The organism is Streptomyces sp. CNH287 (genome assembly GCF_000424825.1).
In genome coordinates, this window is record NZ_AUKQ01000004.1 from 57,205 (window position 1) to 83,395 (window position 26,191).

At 72.5% G+C, this 26,191-nt stretch carries 28 protein-coding genes; 19 read left to right on the top strand and 9 right to left on the bottom strand.

Going from position 1 to position 26,191, the window contains the following annotated elements; all coding sequences use genetic code 11:
- Nucleotides 1-30: 30 nt before the first annotated feature.
- Both H299_RS0103135 and H299_RS0103140 read right to left on the bottom strand, forming a co-directional pair.
- Nucleotides 31-675: a response regulator transcription factor gene (locus H299_RS0103135; RefSeq protein ID WP_027747217.1), complete on the bottom strand. Its 645-nt coding sequence runs from the start codon at nucleotides 673-675 to the stop codon at nucleotides 31-33.
- A complete protein-coding gene (locus H299_RS0103140) occupies nucleotides 666-1,805 on the bottom strand; it encodes a histidine kinase (RefSeq protein ID WP_027747218.1) in 1,140 nt (379 codons plus the stop codon). The genes H299_RS0103135 and H299_RS0103140 overlap by 10 nt, the downstream gene beginning before the upstream one ends.
- Nucleotides 1,806-1,916: 111 nt before the next feature.
- Here H299_RS0103140 and H299_RS0103145 point away from each other — a divergent pair, with 111 nt between their 5' ends.
- Nucleotides 1,917-2,534 (top strand): DedA family protein, encoded by a 618-nt coding sequence (locus H299_RS0103145; RefSeq protein WP_027747219.1) that lies wholly within the window; start codon nucleotides 1,917-1,919, stop codon nucleotides 2,532-2,534.
- 49 nt (nucleotides 2,535-2,583) lie between these two features.
- On the opposite strand, the gene H299_RS0103150 is transcribed toward H299_RS0103145, so the two are convergent.
- Genes H299_RS0103150 through H299_RS0103160 form a run of 3 tightly spaced genes read right to left on the bottom strand, consistent with a single transcriptional unit; the run spans nucleotide 2,584 to nucleotide 5,785 of the window.
- The gene (locus H299_RS0103150) at nucleotides 2,584-3,141 is read right to left on the bottom strand and encodes a hypothetical protein (RefSeq protein ID WP_027747220.1); all 558 of its coding nucleotides are present in this window, start codon (nucleotides 3,139-3,141) and stop codon (nucleotides 2,584-2,586) included.
- Nucleotides 3,138-5,336 (bottom strand): hypothetical protein, encoded by a 2,199-nt coding sequence (locus H299_RS0103155; protein ID WP_027747221.1) that lies wholly within the window; start codon nucleotides 5,334-5,336, stop codon nucleotides 3,138-3,140. Before H299_RS0103155 ends, H299_RS0103150 begins: the two co-directional genes overlap by 4 nt.
- 11 nt (nucleotides 5,337-5,347) lie before the next feature.
- Nucleotides 5,348-5,785, bottom strand: coding sequence for a hypothetical protein (locus H299_RS0103160; RefSeq protein ID WP_051262087.1), 438 nt, complete (start codon nucleotides 5,783-5,785; stop codon nucleotides 5,348-5,350).
- A 308-nt stretch (nucleotides 5,786-6,093) separates the two neighbouring features.
- Between H299_RS0103160 and H299_RS31910 the strand changes: the two genes are divergently transcribed.
- Entirely contained in the window at nucleotides 6,094-7,098 is a 1,005-nt protein-coding gene (locus H299_RS31910) for a hypothetical protein (RefSeq protein WP_051262088.1), read from the top strand.
- A gap of 33 nt (nucleotides 7,099-7,131) precedes the next feature.
- Here H299_RS31910 and H299_RS0103170 read toward each other — a convergent pair whose 3' ends face one another.
- Nucleotides 7,132-7,749, bottom strand: a complete 618-nt coding sequence (locus H299_RS0103170; protein WP_078512431.1) for a nucleotidyltransferase family protein — start codon at nucleotides 7,747-7,749, stop codon at nucleotides 7,132-7,134.
- 234 nt (nucleotides 7,750-7,983) lie between these two features.
- On the opposite strand from H299_RS0103170, the gene H299_RS0103175 reads away from it, so the two are divergent.
- On the top strand, nucleotides 7,984-8,292 hold the full coding sequence (locus tag H299_RS0103175; protein WP_486587130.1) for a DUF5955 family protein: 309 nt from the start codon (nucleotides 7,984-7,986) through the stop codon (nucleotides 8,290-8,292).
- A gap of 55 nt (nucleotides 8,293-8,347) precedes the next feature.
- Here H299_RS0103175 and H299_RS0103180 read toward each other — a convergent pair whose 3' ends face one another.
- Complete coding sequence (locus H299_RS0103180) at nucleotides 8,348-9,148, bottom strand: IclR family transcriptional regulator (RefSeq protein WP_027747225.1); 801 nt, start codon at nucleotides 9,146-9,148, stop codon at nucleotides 8,348-8,350.
- 304 nt (nucleotides 9,149-9,452) lie between these two features.
- Here H299_RS0103180 and allB point away from each other — a divergent pair, with 304 nt between their 5' ends.
- The 6 genes from allB (at nucleotide 9,453) to H299_RS0103210 (ending at nucleotide 15,114) form a co-directional block, all read left to right on the top strand.
- A complete protein-coding gene (gene allB, locus H299_RS0103185) occupies nucleotides 9,453-10,841 on the top strand; it encodes an allantoinase AllB (RefSeq protein WP_027747226.1) in 1,389 nt (462 codons plus the stop codon).
- Nucleotides 10,842-10,848: 7 nt separating this feature from the next.
- On the top strand, nucleotides 10,849-11,976 hold the full coding sequence (gene alc / locus H299_RS0103190) for an allantoicase (protein ID WP_027747227.1): 1,128 nt from the start codon (nucleotides 10,849-10,851) through the stop codon (nucleotides 11,974-11,976).
- Nucleotides 11,977-12,085: 109 nt separating this feature from the next.
- A complete protein-coding gene (locus H299_RS0103195; RefSeq protein WP_027747228.1) occupies nucleotides 12,086-12,505 on the top strand; it encodes a ribonuclease in 420 nt (139 codons plus the stop codon).
- A gap of 187 nt (nucleotides 12,506-12,692) precedes the next feature.
- A complete protein-coding gene (locus tag H299_RS0103200; protein ID WP_037757648.1) occupies nucleotides 12,693-13,661 on the top strand; it encodes a PfkB family carbohydrate kinase in 969 nt (322 codons plus the stop codon).
- A 64-nt stretch (nucleotides 13,662-13,725) separates the two neighbouring features.
- Entirely contained in the window at nucleotides 13,726-14,400 is a 675-nt protein-coding gene (locus H299_RS0103205) for a bifunctional 4-hydroxy-2-oxoglutarate aldolase/2-dehydro-3-deoxy-phosphogluconate aldolase (RefSeq protein ID WP_027747230.1), read from the top strand.
- 204 nt (nucleotides 14,401-14,604) lie between these two features.
- Nucleotides 14,605-15,114 carry a GNAT family N-acetyltransferase gene (locus H299_RS0103210; protein ID WP_027747231.1) on the top strand — a complete coding sequence of 170 codons (510 nt, stop codon included), beginning with the start codon at nucleotides 14,605-14,607 and terminating at the stop codon, nucleotides 15,112-15,114.
- 38 nt (nucleotides 15,115-15,152) lie between these two features.
- Here H299_RS0103210 and H299_RS0103215 read toward each other — a convergent pair whose 3' ends face one another.
- Together H299_RS0103215 and H299_RS0103220 are read right to left on the bottom strand one after the other, a co-directional pair.
- Entirely contained in the window at nucleotides 15,153-15,389 is a 237-nt protein-coding gene (locus H299_RS0103215) for a DUF397 domain-containing protein (RefSeq protein WP_027747232.1), read from the bottom strand.
- Between the two features lie 3 nt (nucleotides 15,390-15,392).
- Nucleotides 15,393-16,250, bottom strand: a complete 858-nt coding sequence (locus H299_RS0103220) for a Scr1 family TA system antitoxin-like transcriptional regulator (protein WP_027747233.1) — start codon at nucleotides 16,248-16,250, stop codon at nucleotides 15,393-15,395.
- A gap of 203 nt (nucleotides 16,251-16,453) precedes the next feature.
- Between H299_RS0103220 and H299_RS0103225 the strand changes: the two genes are divergently transcribed.
- From H299_RS0103225 to H299_RS0103270, 10 genes are all read left to right on the top strand, one after another.
- On the top strand, nucleotides 16,454-16,918 hold the full coding sequence (locus H299_RS0103225; RefSeq protein ID WP_078512432.1) for an ATP-binding protein: 465 nt from the start codon (nucleotides 16,454-16,456) through the stop codon (nucleotides 16,916-16,918).
- Between the two features lie 345 nt (nucleotides 16,919-17,263).
- Nucleotides 17,264-18,001, top strand: coding sequence for a GntR family transcriptional regulator (locus tag H299_RS0103230; protein ID WP_027747235.1), 738 nt, complete (start codon nucleotides 17,264-17,266; stop codon nucleotides 17,999-18,001).
- A 152-nt stretch (nucleotides 18,002-18,153) separates the two neighbouring features.
- Nucleotides 18,154-19,149 (top strand): sugar ABC transporter substrate-binding protein, encoded by a 996-nt coding sequence (locus H299_RS0103235; protein ID WP_027747236.1) that lies wholly within the window; start codon nucleotides 18,154-18,156, stop codon nucleotides 19,147-19,149.
- A complete protein-coding gene (locus tag H299_RS0103240) occupies nucleotides 19,146-20,201 on the top strand; it encodes an ABC transporter permease (protein ID WP_027747237.1) in 1,056 nt (351 codons plus the stop codon). Before H299_RS0103235 ends, H299_RS0103240 begins: the two co-directional genes overlap by 4 nt.
- Nucleotides 20,198-20,977, top strand: a complete 780-nt coding sequence (locus H299_RS0103245; protein WP_027747238.1) for an ATP-binding cassette domain-containing protein — start codon at nucleotides 20,198-20,200, stop codon at nucleotides 20,975-20,977. Before H299_RS0103240 ends, H299_RS0103245 begins: the two co-directional genes overlap by 4 nt.
- Nucleotides 20,978-21,470: 493 nt before the next feature.
- Nucleotides 21,471-22,616 carry an ROK family glucokinase gene (locus H299_RS0103250; protein ID WP_027747239.1) on the top strand — a complete coding sequence of 382 codons (1,146 nt, stop codon included), beginning with the start codon at nucleotides 21,471-21,473 and terminating at the stop codon, nucleotides 22,614-22,616.
- Nucleotides 22,613-23,296, top strand: a complete 684-nt coding sequence (locus H299_RS31915; RefSeq protein WP_486587131.1) for a hypothetical protein — start codon at nucleotides 22,613-22,615, stop codon at nucleotides 23,294-23,296. Before H299_RS0103250 ends, H299_RS31915 begins: the two co-directional genes overlap by 4 nt.
- 64 nt (nucleotides 23,297-23,360) lie before the next feature.
- Nucleotides 23,361-24,620 carry a bifunctional 3-oxoadipate enol-lactonase/4-carboxymuconolactone decarboxylase PcaDC gene (pcaDC, locus tag H299_RS0103260; protein WP_027747240.1) on the top strand — a complete coding sequence of 420 codons (1,260 nt, stop codon included), beginning with the start codon at nucleotides 23,361-23,363 and terminating at the stop codon, nucleotides 24,618-24,620.
- Nucleotides 24,621-24,714: 94 nt separating this feature from the next.
- The gene (locus H299_RS0103265) at nucleotides 24,715-25,371 is read left to right on the top strand and encodes an MBL fold metallo-hydrolase (RefSeq protein ID WP_027747241.1); all 657 of its coding nucleotides are present in this window, start codon (nucleotides 24,715-24,717) and stop codon (nucleotides 25,369-25,371) included.
- 9 nt (nucleotides 25,372-25,380) lie between these two features.
- A complete protein-coding gene (locus H299_RS0103270) occupies nucleotides 25,381-26,160 on the top strand; it encodes an exodeoxyribonuclease III (protein WP_027747242.1) in 780 nt (259 codons plus the stop codon).
- Nucleotides 26,161-26,191 lie beyond the last annotated feature (31 nt).

The window sequence follows — 26,191 nt, forward strand, 5'->3', positions numbered from 1 at the left end:
TTGGTGCGGAGGTGGGCGGTGGCGGTCGCGCTACGACCCCAGGTAGCGCAGCACCGCCAGCACCCGGCGGCTGTAGCCCTCCGCGCCCGTCAGCCCCAGCTTCTCGAAGATCGCGTTGCTGTGCTTCTCCACGGCGCTCTGCGAGACGAACAGCCGCTCCGCGACCGCCGCGTTCGTGTGCCCCTGCGCCATCAGGTCCAGTACGGACCGCTCGCGCCCGGTCAGCCGCAACAGCGGATCGGTGTGCGTGCTGCGCGCGACGAGCCGCCGCACCACCTCCGGGTCGAACGCGGTCCGCCCCGAGCCGACCCGGGCCAGGGCGTCCAGGAACTCGTCGATCTCCACCACGCGGTCCTTGAGCAGGTAGCCGACCGCCTCCGTGTTGCGCTCCAGCAGTTCCGCCGCGTACCGCTTCTCCACGTACTGGGAGAGCACCAGCACTCCCACCGAGGGGTGCTCGGCGCGGATGCGCAGCGCCGCGCGCAAGCCCTCGTCCGTGTGCGTCGGCGGCATCCGCACGTCGACCACCGCCACGTCCGGCGGCTGCGCGGCCACGGCCGCGAGCAGCGCCTCGGCGTCCCCGACAGCGGCGGTCACCTCGTGCCCCTCATCCGCCAGCAGCCGGGCCAGCCCCTCGCGCAGCAGGGTCGAGTCGTCGGCCAGGATCAGGCGCATGGCAGCTCCGCGGTCACCACGGTGGGCCCGCCCGGCGGACTGCTGACGCGTAGGACGCCGTCCAGCGCGGAGACCCGCCGGGCCAGCCCGAGAAGCCCGCCGCCCCCCGGGTCGGCGCCGCCGTGTCCGTCGTCCTCGACCCGCACCCGCAGTACCTCCGAACCCTGGGTGACCCGCACGCTGACATGGCTGGCACCGGCGTGCTTGGCCGCGTTGGTCACCGCCTCGCTCACCACGAAATAGGCGACTGTGCGCACCGCGTCCACCGGCTCCTCCGTCAGATTGTCCGCCAGCCGGACCGGCAGCCCGGAGCGCTCGGCGACGGCTTCCAGCGCGGCGTGCAGACCCGCCTCGTCCAGCACCGCCGGATACACCCGCCACGCCACGTCGCGCAGTTCGTCCAGCGTACGGCGGGCCTCCTCGTGCGCCTGCCGTACGAGTTCGGCCGACCGCGCCGCGTCCTTGGTACGCCGGGCGCGGCCCAGCAGCATCCCGAGCGCGACCAGCTGCTGCTGCACGCCGTCGTGCAGGTACCGCTCGATCCGCCGCCGCTCGTCGTGCACCACGTCCAGCACCCCGGCCCGGCTGGTGGACAGTTCGGTGATCCGGCGGCGCAGCAGATCCTGGGCGCTGGGGCCCAGATGGTGCTGGACGAGCCAGGACTCCAGGGCGACGACGCCGAAGAGTCCGTTGACACCGAGGAAGGCCAGCAGGGCGCCGCCCAGCACGGCCGGGATGATCTCCTCCGACCCGCTCAGATCGAAGACCAGCCAGCCCCACACCAGCATCGACGCGTACAGCAGCCCCACCAACAGGGTCAGCAGCACCAGCCCGCCGAGCAGACCGACCAGCCAGCGCACCGCCACGTACCGCAGCGCACGGTCCGCCGGATACCTCTCCGCCGACTCCGTGTCGAAGTACCGGGCCAGCCGGCGACGCTCGCGCCGGGTCAGTGCCGCCGCGGCCGTACGCGCCCGGGAGAGCACCGCGCGCTGCCCACGGGGCGAGCCCAGCACCGGCAGCAGGCACAGCCCGGTGAGCAGCGTCAGCAGCAGACCGGCCAGCCCCGTCGCCGTCCCGGCCAGCACGCCGGCGGCGGTCAGGCCCGTACGGCGCAGCACTTTATGCATGATCACCACGTTAAGCGCTGCCCTGTCCGCAAGGGACTGCGGTTTTCCGCAGGAGTGCCGTGCGGTGACCACCATGGCCCCACCTGACCAGGGTTTTCTAGCCTTCCTCGTATGATCGAAGAATGGGCCACGGACCTCATGGAGTCCCTCGGCGCGCCGGGCGCCGGCATCGCCATCGCGCTGGAGAACCTCTTCCCGCCGCTCCCCAGTGAGCTGATCCTGCCGCTGGCGGGCTTCACCGCGAGCCAGGGGGACATGAATCTCCTGGCCGCCATCGTGTGCACCACCTTGGGCGCCGTGCTCGGCGCGTACGCCTTCTACGCGATCGGCGCGCTGCTGGGCCGGGACCGCACGGTCGCGCTCGCGGTGCGGCTGCCGCTGCTGAAGCTCTCGGACATCGAGCGCACGGAGGCGTGGTTCGAACGGCACGGCACCAAAGCCGTCTTCTTCGGCCGGATGATTCCGCTCTTCCGCAGCTTCGTCTCGCTGCCCGCCGGGGTGGAGCGGATGGGGCTGGTCACCTTCGGGGTGCTGACCGCGCTGGGCAGCCTGATCTGGAACTCCCTGTTCATCCTGGGCGGCTACGCACTGGGTGAGAACTGGCACGACGTCACCGACTACGTCGGCGCGTACTCCAAGGCGGTGCTGGGCGCGGTGCTGCTGTGCGTGGTCGCCTTCGCCGTGCTGCGGCTGGTGCGTTCGGGGCGTGGCAGCCGCCGGGCGCCGTGACGTCCGCCCCGGCGCCCGGCGGCTCGTCCGCCCCCTGCGGGAGGGGCGGTCAGGTGGCGCAGCCTTCCCGTTTCATGGAGCCCTTGAGGTAGGCGATGGTGAACTCCCGCATGTCGGCGCGGTGCTGCTTCTCGTCCGCCTCCAGCCGATCGGGCTGGGTGCTGAGGTCGAGATACAGGTAGGCGGGGCCGTCACCGCCGCACTTGACCGTGGCCAGCGAGTCCTCGCTGCCGGTCACGCCCGCCGCCCCGAAGGGCAGGCGTGGCATCCTCTGCGGGTCGTCAAGGTTTTGGCCGCCGCCGTCGGGAGACATCGGGGCGTAGTACTCCGGCACCTTGTTGAGCCGGGCGATGAAGACCATATGGCGGCCGACGCCGACTTCGCAGGTGCGGAAGGTGTCGTTGTTCTGCCCCAGGTACACCTTCGCGGAATCTCCCTTAGCAGGGAGCAGGGGAGCAAGTATCTCCTGGGGCACCTTGACGCCGCAGAGCGACCGCGGCACCGGTAGCTCCTTGTCCTGCGAGCAGGTGGTGATGAGCGACAGGAGGACGGCCCCGGCGGCCGTGCAGCAGGCCAGGCGTACGGAGCGGGTCGCGGCGGGCCTCAATCCTGGTCTCCCGTGCCGCCCTCGAACCGCTTGTTGCCGTCGTTCGCCGCGGAACCGATCTGGTCGTAGATGCCCCGGCCATCCGAGTAGCCCGTCTCGCCCTGCGCCCAGTCCTTGTTCACCTTGTACCACTGGTCGGCCAGCGCCGTCGCCTGGCTCTCGCGGGCCTTCCAGGTCGTCTCGTACTGCTCGTTGGCCTTCTCGTGGATGCGGGCCTGCTCGCCCTGAATCCACGCCTCGCTGGCGGCCGTGGCCCCGGCGAACAGCGGCGTACCGATACCGATCTTGCCTTCCCCGACGGGGATGCCCGGCACGTACTCGGAGCCGATCAGGGCGACCGAGTCGAACGCCTTCTTCTTCCAGCCCGCCTCGACCAGTTCCTCCTTGCTCCAGTCGCCGATGGCCTGGTGACGTGCCTCCTCCATGAAGCCGAGGGTGTAGCCGGCCCGGTTGAGGCTGTCCTCCGGATGCTTTCCGTCGCTCGGGTAGTCGGTGTCGGAGTTGAAGTCCGCCACCATGGCGTAGTTCATGCCGTTGTTGAGGATCTTGTAAGTCTCCGGGTCGCGGGAGATCTGCTTGGTGACCTCCATCAGGTTCGCCTCGTCGATCGGCGAGCCGCCCGCCTTCACGTTGCTCATCGCCTCGTGCACGATGTCGCCCTGGTTCGTCATCACCTTGGCCATCGAGTCGCGCAGCTCGGGGGGCATGTCGTCGCCCTGCGGGCCGAGCACGTCGATGGCGTGCTTCATGATCTGCCGCTGTTCCCCGCTGTGCGGTCCGGTGGGTGCGGAGTCGTCGCTCGGGGTCATCCCGGAGGTGGCGGCGAAGAGCGCTTCGCCGGTCGCGTCCCTCCACGCGCTGGGGCCCTCGTAGCCGTCCCGGCCCCCGCCGAAGCCGTCACGCCACACGTCGGTGTAGTCCGGGCGGTCGTCGAGCAGGTACCGCATCCGGTCCTTGCCCTCGTCGAAGAACTGCGTCGAGGCGTCCGGGTTGTGCGAGAGGGCCTTCATGTATCCGGTCATCGGGTCCGTGCCGGCGTCGTTCTCGTCCCCGAAGTGCATGAGGTTGTTCCGCGCGTAGCTGGGGTTCCTGTCCCAGGGCAGCACGTCCTCGCGGGACCCTTCCCGCGGGCCGGGGATCTCGACGTCCCCGGTCTGCTCCTTCTCGAACGCGAGCAGTCTGTCGCCGTACTCGGCGAGGAAGCCGGTCTCGTACTTCCCGTGCCGCATCAGGTTGCTCATCACCTGGAAGCCGTAGACCCGGACGCCGCTGCCGCCGCCGTGGCCGACCTCCTTGCCGCCCAGGGCGAGCGCCTGGCGTTCCCACTTCTCCATGGCCGTGCTGTCCGACTGCGTCGCCGTGGCCAGGGTGGTGCCGTAGGTCTGCTCCAGGCTCGCGAGCAGCTCCATGCGCTTTGTGGGGTCGTGGTCGCCGAAGTTGTCCTTGTCGGCGAGCCCGGCGTAGAACTCCAGCGAGGGGCGCGCCTTCATCTCGGTGACCAACTGCTCGGCGAAGACGTCGTTGTCCTGGTACTTCTTGCCCAGCGCGACCAGGCGCGCCAGCTCCTTGTTGTCGACGTTCTCCGGCTTCTGTTCCGCCAGCCGCTGGTACTCGGCCGCGTCCAGGATCACCTGCACCGACCCGTCGAAGTTCTTGAAGCCCTTCTCCCGGAAGTCGTACTTGCTCTTCGCGTGGTAGCGCAGTGCCCCGGCGGCCTTGGTGTCGGTGCGGGCGGCGGCCTGGAGGATCTCGCCGACCTCCTCGGCGGCGGCGTCGACCTCGGCCTGGGTGGGCCCGTCGGCCGGATCGGCGTAGCAGAGGGAGGGGCGCGCGACGCCCTTCGGGTCGATCGAGACGTTCTTCTTCGCCGCTCGCGCGACGGCCTCCTTGAGGTCTTCCTTGTGCTGCTTGAAGTCCGTGCAGGCGCCGTCGAGGATGGTGTGGATGCTGCGGGCGGCGGTGACCAGGTCGGCGAACTCGCCGGTCGCCTTGGTGACGAACGCCTTCATCTTGGTGGCGTTCTCCCCCTTCCACTCGGCGCCTTCGGCCCGGGACGCCAGGCTCGCCGCGGAGGCGCCCTCGTCCTTTCCCCCGTTGGCCACCTTGTCGAGCTTCTCCGCCATCTGCTGCCACTGGTCGGCGGCTTTCCTGAGCTTGCCCAGGCGCAGGTTCTCGAGATCGGAGTAGGAAACCAAGACTGCCCCCGTCAGTTGTCGATGTAGTCGGAGATCCGGGAAACAGTCATCAACTTGCCTTCCTCGTTCCTCATGTTCGTCTCGATCGTGTCCTCGTCCTGCTTGTGCGCCTTCTTGGTGAAGTCGAGGTGGTTGGAGATGTGCGCGCACGATTCGGTGAGGGTCCCCAGCTTGGTCTCCCAGGCGGCCTGCAGTTCGCCGAGCGCCGAACCGGTGTCCATGCCGTCCTCGGCGAGCCAGCTCTTCGCGGCGCTGGTCGCCTCGTCCGCGTGCTTGCCGTCCTTGGACAGGCGGCCGTGCAGCTCGTGCGCCATGTTCCCCAGTGCGCCCAGCTCGTCGTCGCGGACGGTCAGGTCTTCGCCGCCGCCGGCACGGGAGCCGTGCGGAGCGGGTATCTCGTTCAACCGCATTCGAACCGGCGGGTCCGCCGTACCGGTGGAGTCCGTCATGGGCCGTCCCCTCCTCGTTGATCTGCCGCTCTCTTCGAAGCCACACGGGAGGGTAACGAGGGCGGCCACAGGTGTCACCGTTCCGTCGCCGGAATCCAGCAGCCGCCCCAGCGGGCCTGCCGCCGCTGTGTGACGGGCCGCACCGCCCCGTCCGTTGGCGTACCTCTGGCATCCTGCGCCCTGCACGTGCCGGGGTGCGAGGGTCTTTGCCGGGTTGTTCCGGAATCATGACGCGCGGGCCGGGCGGGAGACAGGAGGCAGGCGGTGTACGAGTTCGCCCCAGCGGTTTCTCAGGAGATGATGACCCGGTGAACACACCGGGGCAGCGTCGGCGCAGGGCGCGAGAGGAAGCCGCTCGTCTCGACGGTCAGCTGACGGCGTTCGGCGAGATGCTGGCGGTGCATCCGTTCGCCACGGATCGGCCGGGCACCACGCACGTGATGGCCGTCGAGTTCGCCCGCGCCCTGGACGCCTACGAAAGCGCCACGCGGGAGGCCGTCCGTGACCCGGCGCTCGCGCGACGGGAACTGGACGAGGGCCTCGCGGCGCTCAACCGGCTCAATGCCCGCCTCGTCGGATCGCCGTCGACGGAGGCGGCGCAGCAGCCGGAGGACCGGAGCGCGTGGGAGGGGACGGTGAAGCCCCGTGCGCCGCAAGGCGGTCAGGACCGGGGTGAGAGGCGAGCGCAGCGGCCCCCGGACGGGGCGGCGATCGCCGGGCCGCACCACGCGTCCACGCGTTCCGGTGCCGCGCTGCCGTCCGGGCGGGCGAAGCCGCGGCTGCGGGACCGCCACGCCCCGGAACGGCTTCTGCTGTGGGCAGGTCTCACGGCCGTCGCCGCCTACTGCGTGCTGGTGGGTCTGCTGATCGCCTGGCCGGTGGCCCTCGTCTGCCTGCTGGCCGCGAACATCGGGGTGGGGCTCGCCGGTGGCGGACTCGTCTTCAGCCTGGTCCCGATCATCCAGACCCGGGGGGCTCTCAAGGGGGGACGGGTCGGGGCCGTCTACCGCGGCACGGAGAAGTCCCTCTCCCTCCGCTCCCCGTGGGAACAGCGCTACGTCCACAGGTGCGCCGACGGTAGGGAGGTGACGTATCGGCGCGGGGTTCCCAGCGAGTCCCTGGCACCGTTGCCGACCCGCCGTCTGTGGCTGGTGGCGGGGCCCAAGCCCGAGCTGATCACTTCCACGACGCTGTTCCTCACCCCGCTGTCGCTGATCCTCGGCCTCCCGCTCTTCCTGGCCGGGTCCGCGCTCACCATGGCGGCCGTTCCGGGCGTCCTGGTCGGGGCGTTGACGGGGCACCACTGGTGGTGATCCCCGGGAGGATGCCGGGGATCGCGGCAAGGGTCAGGGGGCGAGGCGGCCCAGGTCCTCGGGGGTGTCGAGGTCAGCCGGGTCGGCGACGTCGCCGCACTCCACCAGCGTGAGGCCGGCGGCGTGCGCGGCCAGGTACGCGCGTGCGCCCCGGTCGCCCTTCGCGGCCCGTACGACGCCCGGCCAGTGGTCCGCGCCGAGCAGTACGGGGTGGCCGCGCCGCCCCTCGTACGCGGCGGCGGCGAGCGAGGCGGCGGAGCGGCCCGCCCGGCGGACCCGGTCCACCGCCGCCGCGCCGATCCCCGGCTGGTCCACCAGCAGGACGAGCGCGGCGCCGCCGCGGGTGGCGTCGAGGGATGCGAGGCCGGTGCGCAGCGAGGAGCCCATGCCCTCCTCCCAGCGCGGGTTCTCCAGCAGGACGCACCCGCTCAGTTCGGCCCGCGTGCGCACCTGATCGGCGGCGGCGCCCAGTACGACGCGGACCGCCGGATCGCAGCCGCCCTCGCGCAGCGCCCGTACGGCGTGCTCGACCAGCGGCCTGCCGTGGTGGGTGAGCAGCGCCTTGGGACGGCCGCCCAGCCGCCGCCCGCCGCCCGCCGCGAGCAGCAGTGCGGTCACGGGCGGGGGCGTGGGGGAGTCTTGTTCCGACACGGTCGCCCAGCCTACGAGAGCGAGTTGCCTCCGGCGCGACGACGGGCGTCGGGAGGAAAGGGGACCTGAATTCCGGGAGTGAGCGTGACACAGGGCTATCTCGTGATAACAATGACGGCCTGAGTTTCGCCCTCCGTGTGGCAGGATGCGCGGAGAGTGGCGTTGACTGTGCCGATCTCTCCCGTGCGGACAGTACAGAGGGAGAGAGTTCGGCACCTGTGGGGGAGATCAGCCTTGCGTATCGAGATTGTGGGCCGGCGGGTCGTGGCGGCGGGCGGCGAGGACCCGCGCTGCGCCGCCCTGTGCCGGGCGATTGACCGGCTGCGGCGTGAACTGGCCGCCCATCCCGCGTACCTGGCGGACCGGCACGCGGCGGAGGAGGAGATGGCCGCCCTCGACGCGACGGCCCGCCAGGGCATATCCGATGTGCCCGGGCTGCGCCGCTCCCTGCTGCTGGTCACCGCGGCGCTCGGCTCGGTGAGCGCGCTGGCCGCGGCGCTGGCCGAACTGCGCCAGGCGATCGAGCTGTTCGGCGAGGCGTGACGCCGCACCGGCTTCCGTGCAGGCCTCCGTGCCGCCGCGGGCACCGCCCGCGCGCTCAGTCCGGCTGCGCCGCCCCGGCCAGCGCGGCGGACAGTTCGGCCGCGACCTCGTGCAGCACGGGGACGAACTTGTCCGTCGCCGCCTCGGTCACCCGCCCCGCCGGGCCGGAGACGGAGATCGCCGCGGCGGTGGGGGAGTCCGGTACGGACACCGCGATGCAGCGCACCCCGATCTCCTGCTCGTTGTCGTCCATCGCGTAGCCGTTCTCCCGCACCTGGGCCAGGGCCTCCAGGAAGGCGTCCGGGGTGGTGAGGGTCTTCTCGGTGGCCGCGGGCATTCCCGTACGGGCCAGCAGCGCCCGCACCTCACCGGCCGGGGCGTGCGCGAGCAGCGCCTTGCCGACGCCGGTGGAGTGGGGCAGGACCCGGCGGCCCACCTCGGTGAACATCCGCATCGAGTGCCGTGAGGGCACCTGCGCGACGTAGACGACCTCGTCGCCGTCGAGCAGCGCCATGTTCGCCGTCTCGCCGGTCTCCTCGACGAGGCGGGCCAGGTGCGGGCGGGCCCACGTGCCCAGCAGCCGGGACGCGCTCTCGCCGAGCCGGATCAGGCGGGGGCCGAGCGCGTAGCGCCGGTTGGGCTGCTGGCGGACGTAGCCGCAGGCGACCAGGGTGCGCATCAGCCGGTGGATGGTGGGCAGCGGCAGGCCGCTGCTGCCGGCCAGTTCGCTCAGTCCGACCTCGCCCCCGGCGTCCGCCATCCGCTCCAGCAGGTCGAAGGCGCGCTCCAGCGACTGGACGCCGCCCGGGGGTGCGGGGGCTGCGGAGGTGGGCTTGCGCTCGGCGGACGGCGGCACTTCGCGTTCCTTTCCTGGCGGACGTGGCGCATGCTACCGGTCCGCGGTGCCAGGTCCTGGGTGGCGGAGGGGTGTTGTCGCCGGTCACGGCCGTGCCGGCCTTGCGCGCGGGGGTCTGCCGAGTGGGCCGGGCAGGGTGGTGAACTTCTGTAGGTCGAGAAATTACTTCCGTTGTGCGGAATCTGTCAGAGGTGATCACCCTTGACGGGGGAGGGTGCGAGCAGGAAGACTTCTCAACAGAACGTTGAATTTCCGCTGTGCGGAATACGCCGCGCGACGGCGTGCGAGCAGGAGGAGGACCGCGTTGCCCCAGCTGCCCGGCGAATCCGAGGTATCGCTCGTCCTGCGCTCGACCCGCGCCGTCACCCCTGAGGGCGTACGGCCCGCGTCCGTCGCCGTGGCCGGCGGGCGGATCGCCGCCGTCCTGCCCCACCACGCGCCGTCGCCCCCCACCGCCCGGCTGGTGGAGCTGGGGGACGACGCGCTGCTCCCCGGCCTCGTCGACACCCATGTCCACGTGAACGACCCGGGCCGCAGCGAGTGGGAGGGCTTCCGCAGCGCGACCCGGGCGGCGGCGGCAGGCGGTATCACCACCCTGCTGGACATGCCGCTCAACTCCCTCCCGCCGACCACCACCGTCGGACACCTCGCGGTCAAGCGGGAGGTGGCGCGGGAGCGGGTGTACGTCGACACCGGCTTCTGGGGCGGTGCCGTACCGGGGAACGCGGGCGATCTGCGCCCGCTGCACGAGGCGGGGGTGTTCGGCTTCAAGTGCTTCCTCTCGCCCTCCGGCGTCGAGGAGTTCCCTGAGCTGGACCCGGCGGGCCTGGAGGCCGCGCTCACCGAGATCGCCGCCTTCGACGGGCTGCTGATCGTCCACGCGGAGGACCCCGAGCGGCTCGCCGCCGCCCCCCGGCGACAGGGGCCGCACTACGCCGACTTCCTCGCCTCCCGGCCGCGCGCCGCCGAGAACGACGCGGTCGCCCGGCTGATCGCGCTGGCCCGCGACCTGGGGGCGCGGGTGCACGTGCTGCACCTGTCCTCCGCCGACGCCCTGCCGATGATCGCCGCCGCGCGCGCGGAGGGCGTACGGCTGAGCGTCGAGACCTGCCCGCACTTCCTGACCCTGACCGCCGAGGAAGTCCCCGACGGCGCGACGGAGTTCAAGTGCTGCCCGCCCATCCGCGAGCGGACCAACCAGGACGCCCTGTGGCAGGGCCTGGCCGACGGCACCATCGACTGCGTGGTCTCCGACCACTCGCCCTGCACCGCCGACCTCAAGACCCCGGACTTCCAGGCCGCCTGGGGCGGCATCTCCTCCCTCCAGCTCGGGCTGCCCGCCGTGTGGACGGCGGCCCGCTCGCGCGGGCACACGCTCGGCGACGTCGCCCGCTGGATGTCCACCGCCCCGGCCCGGCTGGCCGGGCTGAGGGGAAAAGGCGCCATCGAGCCCGGCCGGGACGCCGACTTCGCCGTCCTCGCGCCCGAGGAGGCCTTCACCGTGGACCCGGCCGCGCTGCACCACCGCAACCGGGTCACCGCCTACGCCGGGCGGACCCTGTACGGCGTGGTCCGCTCCAGCTGGCTGCGCGGGCGGCAGATCACCGACCACGGCCGCACCACCGGCCACGCCACCCCGGCCCGCCCGGCGCCCGCCGCCGTGTGCACCGGACGACTCCTCGAGAGGAACTGAGCCCCGTATGACCGCAGATACCCCCGGCACCCCCCGCTTCACAGGCGACGCGAGCCCCTACTCCGGCGGCGATCCGTACGCCGACTACCGCACCGCCGACTTCCCCTTCACGGCGCTCACCGAACTCACCGACCGGCAGCTGGGCGCGGGCGTCATCGCCGCCAACGACGAGTTCTTCGCGGAGCGGGAGAACCTCCTGCGCCCCGAGGCCCCCGAGTTCGCCCCCGAGCGCTTCGGGCACAAGGGCAAGATCATGGACGGCTGGGAGACGCGCCGCCGCCGCGGCGCCTCGGCCGAGGTGCCGCACCCGCACGAGGACGACCACGACTGGGCGCTGATCCGGCTGGGCGTGCCCGGGACCGTGCGCGGCCTGGTCGTGGACACCGCCCACTTCCGCGGCAACCACCCGCGGGCGGTGTCCGTCCAGGGCGCCTCGGTGCCCGGTGCCCCCTCGCCCGAGGACCTGCTCGGCGAGGACGTCCTGTGGAGCGAGCTGCTGCCGCCCACGGCCGTCGGCGGCCACGCCGCCAACGGCTTCGCGGTCGCCGCCGAGCGGCGCTTCACCCACCTGCGGCTGCGGCTGCACCCCGACGGCGGCGTCGCGCGGCTGCGCGCGTACGGCGAGGCCCTGCCCGACCCGGGCTGGCTGACGGCCCTCGGCACCTTCGACCTGGTCGCCCTGGAGAACGGCGGCACCGTCCAGGACGCGTCCGACCGCTTCTACTCCTCGCCCGCCAACACCATCCGGCCCGGCCGCTCCCGCAAGATGAACGACGGCTGGGAGACGCGGCGGCGGCGCGACCAGGGCCACGACTGGATTCGCTACGCGCTCGCCGGCCGCTCCGTGCCCCGTGCCGTCGAGATCGACACCGGCTACCTCAAGGGCAACGCGGCGGGCTGGGCCACGCTGCTGGGCAGGGACGGCGCGGACGGGGAGTGGCGCGAACTGCTGCCGCGCACCCGGCTCCAGCCCGACACGGTGCACCGCTTCGTCCTGCCGGAGGGCCCGGCGGTCACCCATGCCCGGATCGACATCTTCCCCGACGGGGGCATCGCCCGGCTGCGCGTACACGGTTCGCTGACGGCCGACGGGGCGGCGGCGCTGGCCCGTCGGCACCAGGCGCTGGGCGGCTGACGCCCGCCCCCGGCGCCGTCCCGGCGTGCTCCCGGCGCGTGGATGGACGGCGGATGAAAGGCTCGTGCGCGGGATTGACAGGGCATCTACGCGCATCACCATGGAGGGCATGAGATTCCCCCCACACCGCGCGCGCCTGCGTACGCTCGCCGCGCTCCTCGGACTCACCGCCGCGCTGTTCGCGGGTGGCCCCGCCGTCGCCCACGCCCAGCCGCCGCCCACCCTCGGCGCCGCGGCCGCCGCCGTGGGCGACATCTGCCACTCGCAGCTGCCCCCCGAGGCACACGACACCCTCGAACTGATCGAGGACGGCGGCCCCTACCCGTACCCGCAGGACGGCACGGTCTTCCAGAACCGCGAAGGACTGCTGCCCGACCAGGACACCGGCTACTACCACGAGTACACGGTGGAGACGCCGGGCTCCGACGACCGCGGAGCCCGGCGCATCGTGACCGGTGAGCAGCAGGAGGAGGACTACTACACCGCCGACCACTACGAGTCGTTCGATCTGGTCGACCACAGCTGCTGAACACCGCGGCTCCCGCCGCCGGTGCCGGTCGGGCTCAACAGCCAGGCCGTCTGGCGGCGGGGGCCCCTGCGTAGACAGCGGCATCCTGGTGCCCGGCAGGTGCGACCCCCGAAGGTGCTCTCCAGCGCTCCGACCGGTAGCGTTCCCCCCTCAAGGTGAAGCGGCAGGCGGCGGCGCGGAGGTAGCGGTGACAGCTGGACCGGAGGCGGTGACCTGCGGCGAGGCGATGCTCCTCATGCTGGCCGAGCCGGGAGTCCCGCTCGACCGCGCGGTGCACTTCCGCCGCTCCGTGGCCGGTGCCGAGTCCAACGTGGCGGCGGGCCTGGCCCGGCTGGGGCACCGCTCCCGCTGGCTCGGGCGGCTCGGCGCGGACCCGGCGGGCGAGGCGGTCCTGCGGGAACTGCGCGCCGACGGTGTGGACGTCAGCCACGTGACCACGGACCCGCTGGCCCCCACCGGACTCCTGCTGCGCGACAGCCATCCCGGGCGCGCCATCGACGTGCAGTACTACCGCACGGGCTCGGCCGCCGCGGCCCTCGCGCCCTCGGACGTCGGCGCGGAGGCGCTGGCGGGCGCGCGCCTGCTGCACCTGACCGGCATCACGCCCATGCTCTCGGCGTCCGCCGCCGAGACGGTCCGCAGCCTGATCGAGCTGGCGCGGCGCGCGGGCGCCGCCGTCTCCTTCGACCCCAACGTGCGCCGCAAGCTCGGCACCGAGCACGAATGGATTCGTACGGTGGGCCCGCTGCTGCGCGAGGCCGACCTGGTGCTCGCCGGTGAGGACGAACTCGAACTGCTGCTCGGTGGCGGTGCCGAGGAGGGTGCCAAGGCACTGCTGGAGCTGGGCCGCTCGCGCGCGGTGGTCATCAAGCGCCGGGACCACTCGGCGACGGCGATCAGCCGCTCCGGGCGCTGGGAGCAGCGGCCCTTCGCCGTGCGGGTGGCCGATCCCGTCGGCGCGGGCGACGCCTTCGCGGCGGGCTGGCTCTCCGCGTGGCTGCGCGGCGTCGCGCCCCAGCGGGCGCTGGCCGAGGCCGCGTGCGTGGCCGCGCTGGTCGTACAGGCGCCGTCCGACACCGAAGGGCTGCCCACGGCCGAGTGCCGGGACCGTACGCTCGCCGCCCTCCAGAGCGGCGCCGACGCGGTGCACCGCTGAGCGACGGGCGGCACGCTCCGGGTGAAACGCCCGCAGAACGGACCGGAAGGACGGGGAACGGCACGTGTACCGCTGGGAGATCACCCAAGCCGCGCTGACGCAGCGCGTCCTGGCCATCGTGCGCCAGGACAGCGCCGAGCGCGCCGTCGCCACCGCCCGCACCCTGCTGGGCGCCGGGATCACCAGCCTGGAGATCTCGCTCACCACACCGGGAGCGACCAGCGCCGTGGCCGCCCTGAGCCGGGAGTACGGGGGCGACGGGCCGGGCGTGCCGGGCAGGCCGGACGGGCCGGGCGCGGTCATCGGCGCGGGCACCGTACTGGACGCCGCCGCGGCCCGCGCCGCCGTGGAGGCGGGCGCCCGCTTCCTGGTCTGCCCGCATCTGGAGCCGGAGGTCATCCGGACCGGACACCGCTACGGCGTGCCCGTCTTCCCCGGCGTCGCCACCGCCGGTGAGGCCGTCCGGGCGCTGGAGTCGGGCGCGGACGCGCTCAAGCTCTTCCCCGCCTCGGCCCTCGGCCCCCGCTGGGTCACCGACGTACGGGCCGCGCTGCCGCAGGCCCCGCTCGTGCCCACCGGCGGGATCACCGCGGAGCGCGCACCCGAGTGGATCGCCGCCGGCGCGGTCGCCTGCGGCATGGGCGGGTCCCTCGCCGCGGGCGGCGAGGGTGCCGTCCGCGCCCGGGTCGCCGCGCTGCTCGCCCGGCTGGCTGCGGCGGCACCCGCCCCCGGCCGGTAGCCGTCCCCCCCAGGTGCGGGTGTTCCGGACGGATCGTGTGGACGGAGCGTGCTGGCCGTCGAAGATCCACCGCGAACCGCCTAGCATGACTGCCCGGGTACGGCTCCCCGGGCGCCCGGACGGCAGACAGACGCGGCACCACGCCGTACCGAGGCACCCGGCCCGGCCGCACCTCCGCCCCCAGCCCCCGAGGACCGCCGAACCATGAGGATCACCGAATGCCGGAAGGGCGACGTCGCCCTGCTGGAGCGTCAGATGCCGTCACCGGGGGCGACCTCCCGGCACGCGCTGCGCTTCGCCCGGCACCGGGAAGGCACCGGGACCTTCCTCGTCGCCTGGCAGGGCACGGTGCCCGTCGGCAGCTGCGAGGTGCGCTGGGACGGCTGCGCCGCGCCGGAGGTGCGGGCCGCGCACGCCGACTGCCCGGAGATCAGCGGCTTCGGGCTGTGGCCGGGGGTGCTGCGCTCTCCGGGTGCCGGTGCCCTGCTCATCCGGGCGGCCGAGGACCTCGTGCGGCAGCGCGGGCTGCCGTCCGCCGGGCTGGGCGTGGAGAAGAACAACCCGCGGGCCGAGGCGCTGTTCGCGCGGCTGGGCTACCGGCTGTCGGTGGCCTATCTGGCCTACTGGTCCTACGAGGACGCCGCGGGGATGATCCACCGGGTGGCGGACGCCTGCACGTTCATGCACAAGTCGCTCGCCGGCCGGGCGGGCTGACACCCCGCCGGCCCGGCGGCGGGTCCGCGGCCGGGCGGTCAGTTCAGCAGGAAGTCGGCGTCACCCTTCTTCGCACCCTCGATGAACGTCTCGATCTCGTGCGGTGAGTAGATCAGCGCCGGCCCGTCCGGATCGCTCGACTGCCGCAGTGCCACGCGCCCGTCGTGCAGCTTCAGCGCCTCGACACAGTTTCCGCCGTTGGTCCCGCTCCAGGGCTTGTGCCAGCCCTGCGCGCCGAGATCCTTGGCCGGCATGCCGTTGTATATACGATCCATGGGTCAGAACTCCTTGCGCAGGTCACCGAGAATGCGCTCGGTGTCTCCTAGTGGCGCGGCTTGCGCGCCCATCCGGTCCAGGGCCTCCAGATAGGCCACGGTGTCCGGACGCTCGTCGTGGTAGACGGCCCCCGTCAGGCTTTCGGTGTAGACGATGTCGGGAAGCTCCGGGATGTCGAAGCGGAAGAGCTGGAACGGCCCGAACATCCCCGGGTGCGGGCCGGAGCTGAAGGGCAGGATCTGGAGCGTGACGTTCGGCATGGCGATGGCCGCCGCCAGCCGGTCGAGCTGGCCGCGCATGACCTCCGGTCCGCCCACGGGGCGGCGCAGCACGGTCTCGTCGATCACCGCCCACAGCCGCGGTGGACGGTCCCGCATCAGCAGCGCCTGGCGCTCCATCCGCAGCGCCACCCGGCGCTCCAGTTCGTCGGCGGGGCCGTTGGGGAAGCCCACGCGCAGCAGCGCGCGGGCGTAGTCGGCGGTCTGGAGCAGCCCGGGCACGCAGTGCGGCTCGTACGCCCGGATGAGGTCGGCGGCCTCCTCCAGGCTCACGTAGAGGCTGAACCAGCTGGGCAGCACGTCCCGGAAGCCGTGCCACCAGCCCGGGTTCCCGGCCTCCTCGACCAAGGAGAGGAAGGACTCGGTCTCCGCGGCCGGCACGTCGTAGACGTGCAGCAGCTTCTCCACGTAGACCGGCTTGAGGCCGACGTCGGCCTTCTCCATGCGGCGGATGGTGGTCTGGTTGACACTCAGCGCGCGGGCGGCTTCGTCGAAGGTGATCCCCGCCCGCTCGCGCAGGTCCCGCAGCCGGAGGCCGAGGACGATCTGCCCCACGGTCGGTGCTGATCGTGCGTCAGGCACCGTCCCCTCCCTCTCGGTCAGATTCATTGAGGCGTCAACAGCCCTGCTGGACATGCAGTGTTACATGCCATCCCGGGAACGAACAGCCTGCGCCACCTATTATGCAATTTGCAGAACGCCCCTTGCCATCTGCCCCTGGCGGGCTGGATAGTGTCAGGGAAGACAGTCGGTGGAACCCCCGTTACTGGCGGACGGAAGGCGGAATGGCCGTGGCCTTACCTCGTGGCACCACGGTGCTCGCTCTGCCGCAGCAGGACGGCGCGGACACCGAACTGCTCTGGGCGGGCTTCGAACTTCCCGCCCACGACACCGCCGTCGCGGACGCGCGCCGCCGCGTGCGCAGGCAGCTCCGCCGCTGGGCCTTCCCGGCGGACGTGTGCGACACCGCGCAGCTGCTGGTCTCCGAGTTGTTCACCAACGCAGTGCTGCACAGCGACAGTTCGCGGATCAGCTGTCTGCTGCACGGTGGGGGGACCAGGCTGCGGATCGAGATCCACGACCAGGGCAGCGAGACCAGGGTCCCGCTGCCCAGCTGGGCCACGCCCGATGACGAACACGGGCGCGGACTCCTGCTGGTCGACGCCCTTTCGGAGGAGTGGGGGGTGGACCGTACGGAGAACGAGGAGGGCCGGGTGGTCTGGGTGGAGCTGGGTCCCATCTCCACCTGACGGCGCGGTGGTCTCCGCGGCCGGGCACCGCCCGGCGGCGGCCGGTGCGGCGCGGGGGGACGTACCGGCCGCCGGGTCCGGCCCGGCATGCGGCCGAGCGGGTGCGGGCGGCCGATCCGTGCGGGCCCGCGCCCCGCCGCTCAGAAGCCGTACGTCCGCACCGCCCGCGTCGTGCACCTGATGCACCCGCGTGCCGGACGGTGCCCGCGCCTCCCCGTGCCCCTGACCGGCGGATCTCGGCGCCCACGAGGGCATTAGGTTGTCGCATTGTCCGGACAACCGAACGTACGGCTTCCGGCGTACCCGCACGGGCGATACCCTCCCCAGGTGGCCAAGAAGTCTCCGGTGGACCTCCAGCTCGGCGTGGACCGCAACAGCCCGGTCCCGCTCTACTACCAGCTCTCCCAGCAGCTCGAAGCCGCCATCGAACGGGGCAGACTCGCCCCGGGAAGCCTCCTGGGCAACGAGATCCAGCTTGCGGGACGCCTCGGCCTCTCCCGCCCCACCGTCCGGCAGGCCATCCAGGCGCTGGTCGACAAGGGCCTGCTGGTGCGCCGCCGCGGCATCGGCACCCAGGTCGTGCACAGCAAGATCCGCCGCCCGCTGGAACTGAGCAGCCTCTACGACGACCTGGAGGCGGCCGGTCAGCGCCCCGCCACCCGGGTGCTCACCCTGGAGACCAGGGCCGCCGACACCGAGACCGCCGCCGTCCTCGCGGTGAACGAGGGCACCGAGGTGCGGCTGCTGGAGCGGCTGCGGCTCACCCACGGCGAGCCGGTGGCCTACCTGCGCAACCAGCTGCCGGCCGACTTACTGCGCGCCGACGGCGAGGAACTGGAGCGCACCGGCCTCTACCGGCTGCTGCGCGGGGCGGGCATCACCCTGCACAGCGCCCGGCAGACGATCGGCGCCCGCGCGGCCACCCCCGCGGAGGCGGAGCTGCTGGGCGAGCCCGCGGGCGCGCCCGTGCTGACGATGCAGCGGGTCACCTTCGACGACACCGGGCGCGTGGTCGAGTACGGCTCCCATCTCTACCGCGCCTCCCGCTACTCCTTCGACTTCCAGCTGCTCGTACGGAGCTGAGGCGGGCAGGACCCGGTGGGGTACTTTCCGGCAGCGGTGACCGATACTTGTCCGGAAATCCGCAGAGATCGCGATGACCTGCGGCGAAGACCGCGTCGAAAGGACAGAACCACGTGTCCACGGTGGAGAAGGTCCGCAGGCGCAGCAGGCGGCTGCGGGCGAAGGGCGCCGTCCTGGCGGCCGTGATCGCCGCCGTCGCGGCGGCCGGATGCAGCAGCACGGGCGGCAAGCGCGCCGAGGAGGAGCGGGAGCGGGCGCAGGCCGGGGGCCGGTCCGCGGTCGACACCCCGCGCTGGAAGGTCGCCATGGTGACCCACTCGGGCGACGGCGACACGTACTGGGACATCGTCCGCAAGGGCGCCGACCAGGCGGCCGTCAAGGACAACATCGAGTTCCTCTACGAGCACGACGAGGCGGGCGGGCGGCAGGCACAGCTCGTCCAGTCGATGATCGACAAGGACGTCGACGGCCTGATCGTGACGCTCGCCAAGCCCGACGCCATGAAGCAGGTCGTCAAGAAGGCCGTCAAGGCGGGCATCCCGGTGATCACGATCAACTCCGGCCAGGACCAGTCCAAGGAGTTCGGCGCCCTCACCCACATCGGCCAGGACGAGAACGTCGCCGGTGAGGCCGTGGGGACGGAGCTGAACGGGCGCGACCGCAAGAAGACGCTCTGCGTCCTGCACGAGCAGGGCAACGTCGGCCACGAGCAGCGGTGCGACGGCGTCGGGAAGACCTTCGAGGGCAAGGTCGAGAAGCTCTACGTCGAGGGCACCAACATGCCCGACGTGGAGTCCTCCCTGACCGCGAAGCTCCAGGCGGACGACTCCATCGACTCCGTCATCACCCTGGGCGCACCCTTCGCCGCCACCGCCGTGAAATCGGTGGACCAGGCGGGCAGCGACGCCGAGATCGCCACCTTCGACCTCAACGCCAAGGTCGCCGCCGGGCTGGAGGACGGTTCGATCGGGTTCGCCGTCGACCAGCAGCCCTACCTCCAGGGCTACGAGGCGGTCGACCTGATGTGGCTCTACCGCTACAACGGCGACATGCTCGGCGGCGGACAGCCCGTACTGACCGGCCCGCAGATCCTCACCAAGAAGGACGCCCCCGTGCTCAAGAAGTACACGGATCGGGGGACGCGATGACGGCAGCGCCGACGGCCGGACCCGCCGAGAAGCGGCAGGACGACCGGCTGGCGCACCGCTCCCTGCTGCGGCGCGTGCTCAGCCGCCCGGAACTGGGGTCGGTCGTCGGCGCGGTCGCCGTCTTCGTCTTCTTCACCCTGGTGGCCGACAGCTTCTTCCAGACCTCCAGCTTCGCCACGGTCCTCTACCACTCGTCCACCATCGGGATCATGGCCGTGCCGGTCGCCCTGCTGATGATCGGCGGCGAGTTCGACCTGTCGACCGGCGTCATGGTCACCTCCTCGGCGCTGGTCTCCTCGATGTTCAGCTACCAGATGACGGCCAACGTCTGGGTGGGCGTCGGCGTCTCGCTGCTGGTCACCCTGGCCCTGGGCTTCTTCAACGGGGTCATGCTGGTGCGCACGAAGCTGCCGAGCTTCATCATCACGCTCGGCACCTTCCTCATGCTCACCGGACTCAACCTGGGCGTGACCAGGCTCGTCAGCGGCACCGTCTCCACCAAGAGCATCGGGGACATGGAGGGCTTCGGCTCGGCGCACGCGCTGTTCGCCTCGCACGTGACGCTCTTCGGCGCCGATTTCCAGGTCACCATCCTGTGGTGGCTGGGGCTGGTCGCCGTGGCCACCTGGATACTGCTGCGCACCCGCACCGGCAACTGGATCTTCGCGGTCGGCGGCGGCGCGGACGCCGCCCGCGCCGTCGGCGTCCCGGTGGGCCGCACCAAGATCGGCCTCTACATGGGCGTCGCGCTGGCCGCCTGGATCTCCGGCCAGCACCTGCTCTTCAACTACGACGTCGTCCAGTCCGGCGAGGGCGTGGGCAACGAGCTGATCTACATCGCGGCGGCCGTGATCGGCGGCTGCCTGCTGACCGGCGGCTACGGCTCCGCGGTCGGCGCGGCCATCGGCGCCCTCATCTTCGGGATGACCAACAAGGGCATCGTCTACGCCCAGTGGGACGCCGAGTGGTTCAAGTTCTTCCTGGGGGCGATGCTGCTGCTCGCCACCCTCCTCAACGCGTGGATTCGCAGGCGGGCGGAGGCCAGCTCATGAGCACCCTCGTCGAACTGACCGGGATCAGCAAGAACTACGGGAACATCAAGGCTCTGGAGGGGGTCTCACTCGAGGCTGAGCGCGGCCGGATCACCTGCGTGCTGGGCGACAACGGGGCGGGCAAGTCCACCCTGATCAAGATCATCGCAGGGCTGCACCAGCACGACGCGGGCACGTTCGCCATAGAGGGGGAGGAGACCCGCCTGCGCTCCCCGCGCGAAGCCCTGGACCGGGGCATCGCCACGGTCTACCAGGACCTGGCCGTCGTCCCCCTGATGCCGGTCTGGCGGAACTTCTTCCTCGGCTCCGAGCCCCTGATCGGCCGCGGCCCGCTGGCCCGCCTCGACGTGGGGCACATGCGGCGTACGACGCACGAGGCGCTGCTGCGGATGGGCATCGACCTGCGCGACGTCGACCAGCCCATCGGCACCCTCTCGGGCGGCGAGCGGCAGTGCGTCGCCATCGCCCGCGCCGTCCACTTCGGCGCCAAGGTGCTCGTCCTGGACGAGCCGACGGCGGCGCTGGGCGTCAAGCAGTCGGGCGTCGTGCTCAAGTACGTCACCGCCGCGCGGGACCAGGGCCTCGGCGTCGTCCTGATCACCCACAACCCGCACCACGCGTATCTGGTCGGAGACCGCTTCGTCCTGCTGATGCGCGGGACGATGGCCGGAAGCTACGCCAAGGACGAGATCAGCCTCGACGAACTGACCCGCCAGATGGCGGGCGGCAGCGAGCTGGAACAGCTGAGCCACGAGCTGTCCCGCCCCACGCCCTGACGGCCCCGCCCCGCCCGCCCCGGCCGCCGCCCCGCCCGCCCCGGCCGCCGGCCCGCCCGCGCGCACGCCGGGGTGCGGGGACCCTTGGTCCTGACGGGGCAGGGGAGACCCCGGCGTCCGCCGCCGCCGACCGATCCGGCAGGACCCGCACGGCGCGACCTCACGGGCCGCCCGTCCGGTCCGGGCCCCGCGGGGAGGTCCGGGCTGCTCACGACGGGCCTGCGGCCGTTTCGGCCGGATGCCCGGCCCCGGCGGCGGACGGCAATCGCGGGCGGTGCCGGACGGCGTGCGGGTGCGCGCCCGCACGCCCCCGTGCGCCCCCGCACTGCGCCGCACCGCACGGCCCGTCACCCCCACGTGGCACAATCGGCACGCGGGCTCTCATGCCAGTCCCGACCGACCACCGTGATCACGCAGAGACGAGACGACCGTTGCGCGCACCCACCCGCAGCCGCCATCGCACCCGCTCCGCGCAGAGCGCAGGTGTCGCGGAGTGAGCATGTACCGCGACCGCGCGTATCCGCGCAACGCGCCCAGCGCGAGCGTGCTGCGGACCGTCGGTACGCGTGAGCGCCGCTCCCACCTCTCCGCGCCCCGGGTGCCCACCGTCGGCATCGACATCGGGGGCACCAAGGTGATGGCCGGTGTCGTGGACGCCGACGGCCACATCCTGGAGAAGGTGCGGGCGGAGACACCGGAGAAGTCGAAGAGTCCCAAGGTCGTCGAGGACACCATCGCCGAACTGGTGCTGGACCTCTCCGACCGGCACGACGTGCACGCCGTCGGCATCGGCGCCGCGGGCTGGGTGGACGCCGAACGCTCGCGGGTGCTCTTCGCCCCCCACCTGGCCTGGCGCGACGAGCCGCTGAAGGACGCGCTGACCGCCCGCCTCGCGGTGCCGGTCATGGTGGACAACGACGCGAACACCGCCGCCTGGGGCGAGTGGCGCTTCGGCGCGGGCCGCGACGAGGACCACCTCGTGATGATCACCCTCGGCACGGGCATCGGCGGGGCCATCCTGGAGGACGGCCGGGTCAAGCGCGGCAAGTACGGGGTGGCCGGCGAATTCGGCCACATGCAGGTCGTGCCCGGCGGCCACCGCTGCCCCTGCGGCAACCGCGGCTGCTGGGAGCAGTACAGCTCGGGCAACGCACTGGTGCGCGAGGCGCGTGAGCTGGCCGCGGCCGAGTCGCCCGTCGCGTACGGGATCATCGCGCGTACGGGCGGCCAGATCGCTGACATCACCGGGCCGCTGATCACGGAGCTGGCGCGCGGCGGCGACGCCATGTGCGTGGAGCTGCTGCAGGACATCGGCCAGTGGCTGGGCATAGGGATCGCCAACCTCGCCGCCGCCCTCGACCCGGGCTGCTTCGTCATCGGCGGTGGGGTCAGCGCCGCCGACGAGTTGCTCATCGATCCGGCCCGGGAGGCGTTCCGGCGCCATCTGACCGGGCGCGGTTACCGCCCGGAGGCGCGTATCGCCAAGGCCCAGCTGGGGCCCGAGGCGGGCATGGTCGGCGCGGCGGACCTGGCCCGCCTGGTGGCCCGCCGCTTCCGCCGCGCCAACCGGCGAAGACTGGAGCGTTACGAGCGCTACGAACGCGCAGCCGACAACCTGCGCCGGGCGGTGGGTCAGTGAGCCAGGGCGCCGCCTCGAACGGCCAGGTGAGCACGTCCGCCGCGTCCACCGCGCCGAGCAATCCGACCACTCCGACCACCTCGAACACCCGCACCGCCTCCGGGGAGCCGATGGAACCGCGGTCGCAGACGCCGCCGAACGGGCAGCGTCCCCCGCACCGGCCGCGGCACCGCCTGGTCACACTGCTGATCGTCGTACTGCTGATCGCGATCCCGGCGGGCTATCTGGTGATGTCGGCCTTCGTCAGCCGGGAGAGCGGCCAGAAGAAGGAGCGGGAGGCCTCGCTGGACAACCTCACCTGGGACTGGCCCAGCAAGGTGCAGCGGCGCATCTACGACGTGCCGATCCCGCCCGGCTCCAGCTACGTGGCGCACTACGAGGCCAACTCCTGGAAGACCAGCTCGCTGCACGTGCAGTTCCGCACGACGGACAAGAAGCTGCGCTCCTTCCTCAAGGAGGTCGGCACCAAGCGGTCGGAGCTGGAGAAGGGCCGGATCACCATCAACGACAAGCAGGCCGAAGAGGTCGGCTGGCGCTTCACCGGCGGCGCAGAGACGTACTCGGGTCTGGAGTACCAGCGCTCCAAGAGCACACCGGAGCTGAACATCGTGGTGGACACCCGGGCCGAGGACCGGCCGCGCGTGTACGTCGTCTCGACCGTGCGGTTCACCGGGCCGTAGCGGGTCTGTGGCGAATTTCCTACCCGCGAAGCGGAAGGCGCGCCTCCCTCGATAGCGTGCAGGGGTGACCGAGACGAAGACCCTCCAGCACCGGACCGACGGCCCCGACGACGCCCCGCTGCTCGTGCTGGGCCCCGCCCTCGGCGCGACGTGGCACATGTGGGACCGGCAGATACCGGAACTCACCAGACACTGGCGGGTCCTCCGCTTCGATCTGCCCGGCCACGGCGGCGCCCCCGCCCACCCCGCCTCCTCCGCCGCCGACCTGGCGCAGCGGCTGCTGGCCACCGTGGACGCGCTGGGCGTGGACCGGTTCGGCTTCGCGGGCTGCTCGCTGGGCGGCGCCGTCGGCGTCCAGCTCGCGCTCGACCACCCGCAGCGGGTCTCCTCGCTGGCCCTGGTCTCCGGCTCGGCCCGGCACACCACCCCCGACGCCTGGCGGCAGCGGGGCGTCGTCGTGCGGACCAACGGGCTGGACCCGATCGCCGCGTCCACCCCGGAGCGCTGGTTCACCGCCGCGTTCGCCGCGGCGCAGCCCGCGATCGTCGAGTGGGCCGTGCAGATGGTCCGTACGACCGACCCGGGCTGCTACATCGCCGCCTGTGAGGCGCTGGCCGCCTTCGACATCCGTACGGAGCTGGGGCGCATCGGCGTGCCCGCGCTGGTGGTGGCCGGTGCCGAGGACGAGGCGACGCCGCCCGCCGACGCGCGTGCCCTGGTCGCCGGGATTCCGGACGCGCGGCTGGCGATCGTGCCCGGCGCCGCGCACCTGGTCCCCGTCGAGCAGCCGGGCGCCGTCAGCGAGCTGCTCCTCCGCCACCTGACGACCACCTGGCAGCAGTCGGCCGCCGGGCCGCCTGCCCCGGCCCCCGTCATCGCCCCCGTGCCGCCGCAGCCCGCCGCGGTGGCCGAACTGGAGGCCGGAGAGGCCTCGGCGGCCCGGATGGACCGGTACGAGGCGGGCATGAAGGTGCGCCGCGAGGTGCTCGGGGACGCGCACGTCGACCGCGCCGCCGAGACCGCCGACGACTTCACCCGGGAGTTCCAGGACTTCGTCACCCGCTACACCTGGGGCGAGGTCTGGGACCGCTCCGGCATCGACCGCCGCACCCGCTCGGTGGCCACGCTCTCCGTGCTGGTCGCCCGCGGCCACCTCGACGAGCTGGCCTTCCACACCCGCGCCGCCCTGCGCAACGGGCTCACCCCGGCGGAGATCAAGGAGGTGCTGCTGCACACCGCCGTCTACTGCGGGATGCCCGCCGCGAACGCCGCCTTCCACGTCGCGCGCGACGTCATCCGGGAGGAGACGACGCCGGGGGACTAGGGTCTTCCGCTCGGAGCCCGCCGTACGGTCCCGCCGGGGGCGGTACCGGCCGAATCCCGCACCGTGCGTTGCCGGGCACCGCATAATGGCGGACATGGAGCTGACGAAGAAGGGCCACGCCTGCGTACGCCTCGTGAAGGACGGCCGGACCCTGGTCATCGACCCGGGTGCGTTCAGCGAGGAGGACGCAGCCCTGGGCGCCGACGCGATCCTGGTCACCCACGAGCACGCCGACCACTTCGACGAGGCGCGGCTGCGCACCGCGCTGGAGGCGAACCCGGCGGCGGCGATCTGGACGCTGGCCAGTGTCGCCGGGAAGCTGTCCGCGGCCTTCCCCGGCCGGGTGCACACGGTCGGGCACGGTGACGCCTTCGAGGCCGCCGGATTCGAGGTCGAGGTGCACGGCGAACTGCACGCCGTGATCCACCCGGACATCCCGCGCTGCACCAACGTCGGTTACTTCGTGGAGGGCGCGGTCTTCCACCCGGGCGACGCCCTCACGGTGCCGGAGCGCCCCGTGGACACCCTGCTGCTGCCGGTGCAGGCCCCGTGGAACAAGGTGTCCGAGATCATCGAGTACCTGCGCGAGGTGCGCCCCCGGCAGGCGTACGACGTGCACGACGGCCTGCTCTCGGACTTCGCCCACCCCATCTACGGGCGGATGCTCGGGCCGAACGGCGCGGGCGTCGGCGAGACGGTGCACACCCGGCTGGCACCGGGCTCGAGCACCGTTGTCGGTGCCGGGCGGTAGGTTTTCCCCATGCGTATCGCGACATGGAACGTCAACTCCGTCACCGCACGGCTGCCCAGGCTGCTGGCCTGGCTGGAGTCCTCCGGCACCGATGTCGTCTGCCTCCAGGAGCTGAAGTGCTCCGCCGAGGCGTTCCCCGCCGAGGCGCTGCGCGAGCTGGGGTACGAGGCCGCGGTGCTGGGGGACGGGCGGTGGAACGGCGTCGCGGTCCTCTCCCGCGTCGGCATCTCCGACGTCGTGACGGGGCTGCCCGGCGGCCCGGCGTACGAGGGGGTCCAGGAACCGCGCGCCGTCGCGGCCACCTGCGGCGGCGTCCGCGTCCGGTCGGTCTACGTACCCAACGGCCGCGAGGTCGGCCACCCCCACTTCGCGTACAAGCTGGAGTGGCTGGAGGCCCTGCGCAAGGCCTCGGAGGCGGACGCGGCGGGCCCGCTGCCGTTCGCGGTCCTGGGCGACTACAACGTCGCGCCGGCGGACGAGGACGTCTGGGACATCGCGCGGTTCGACGGCGCCACCCACGTCACCGAGGCCGAGCGCGGCGCGCTGGCGGCGCTGCGCGGCACGGGCCTGTCCGATGTCGTACCGCGCCCGCTGAAGTACGACCACCCCTTCACCTACTGGGACTACCGCGAGCTGGGCTTCCCGAAGAACAAGGGCATGCGCATCGACCTGGTCTACGGGAACGCGCCGTTCGCCGCGGCGGTGCGGGACGCGTACGTCGACCGCGAGGAGCGCAAGGGCAAGGGCGCCTCCGACCACGCACCGGTCGTGGTCGACCTGGAGGTGTGACGCCGGCGCGGCGGGTCTCGCCGCGCCGACG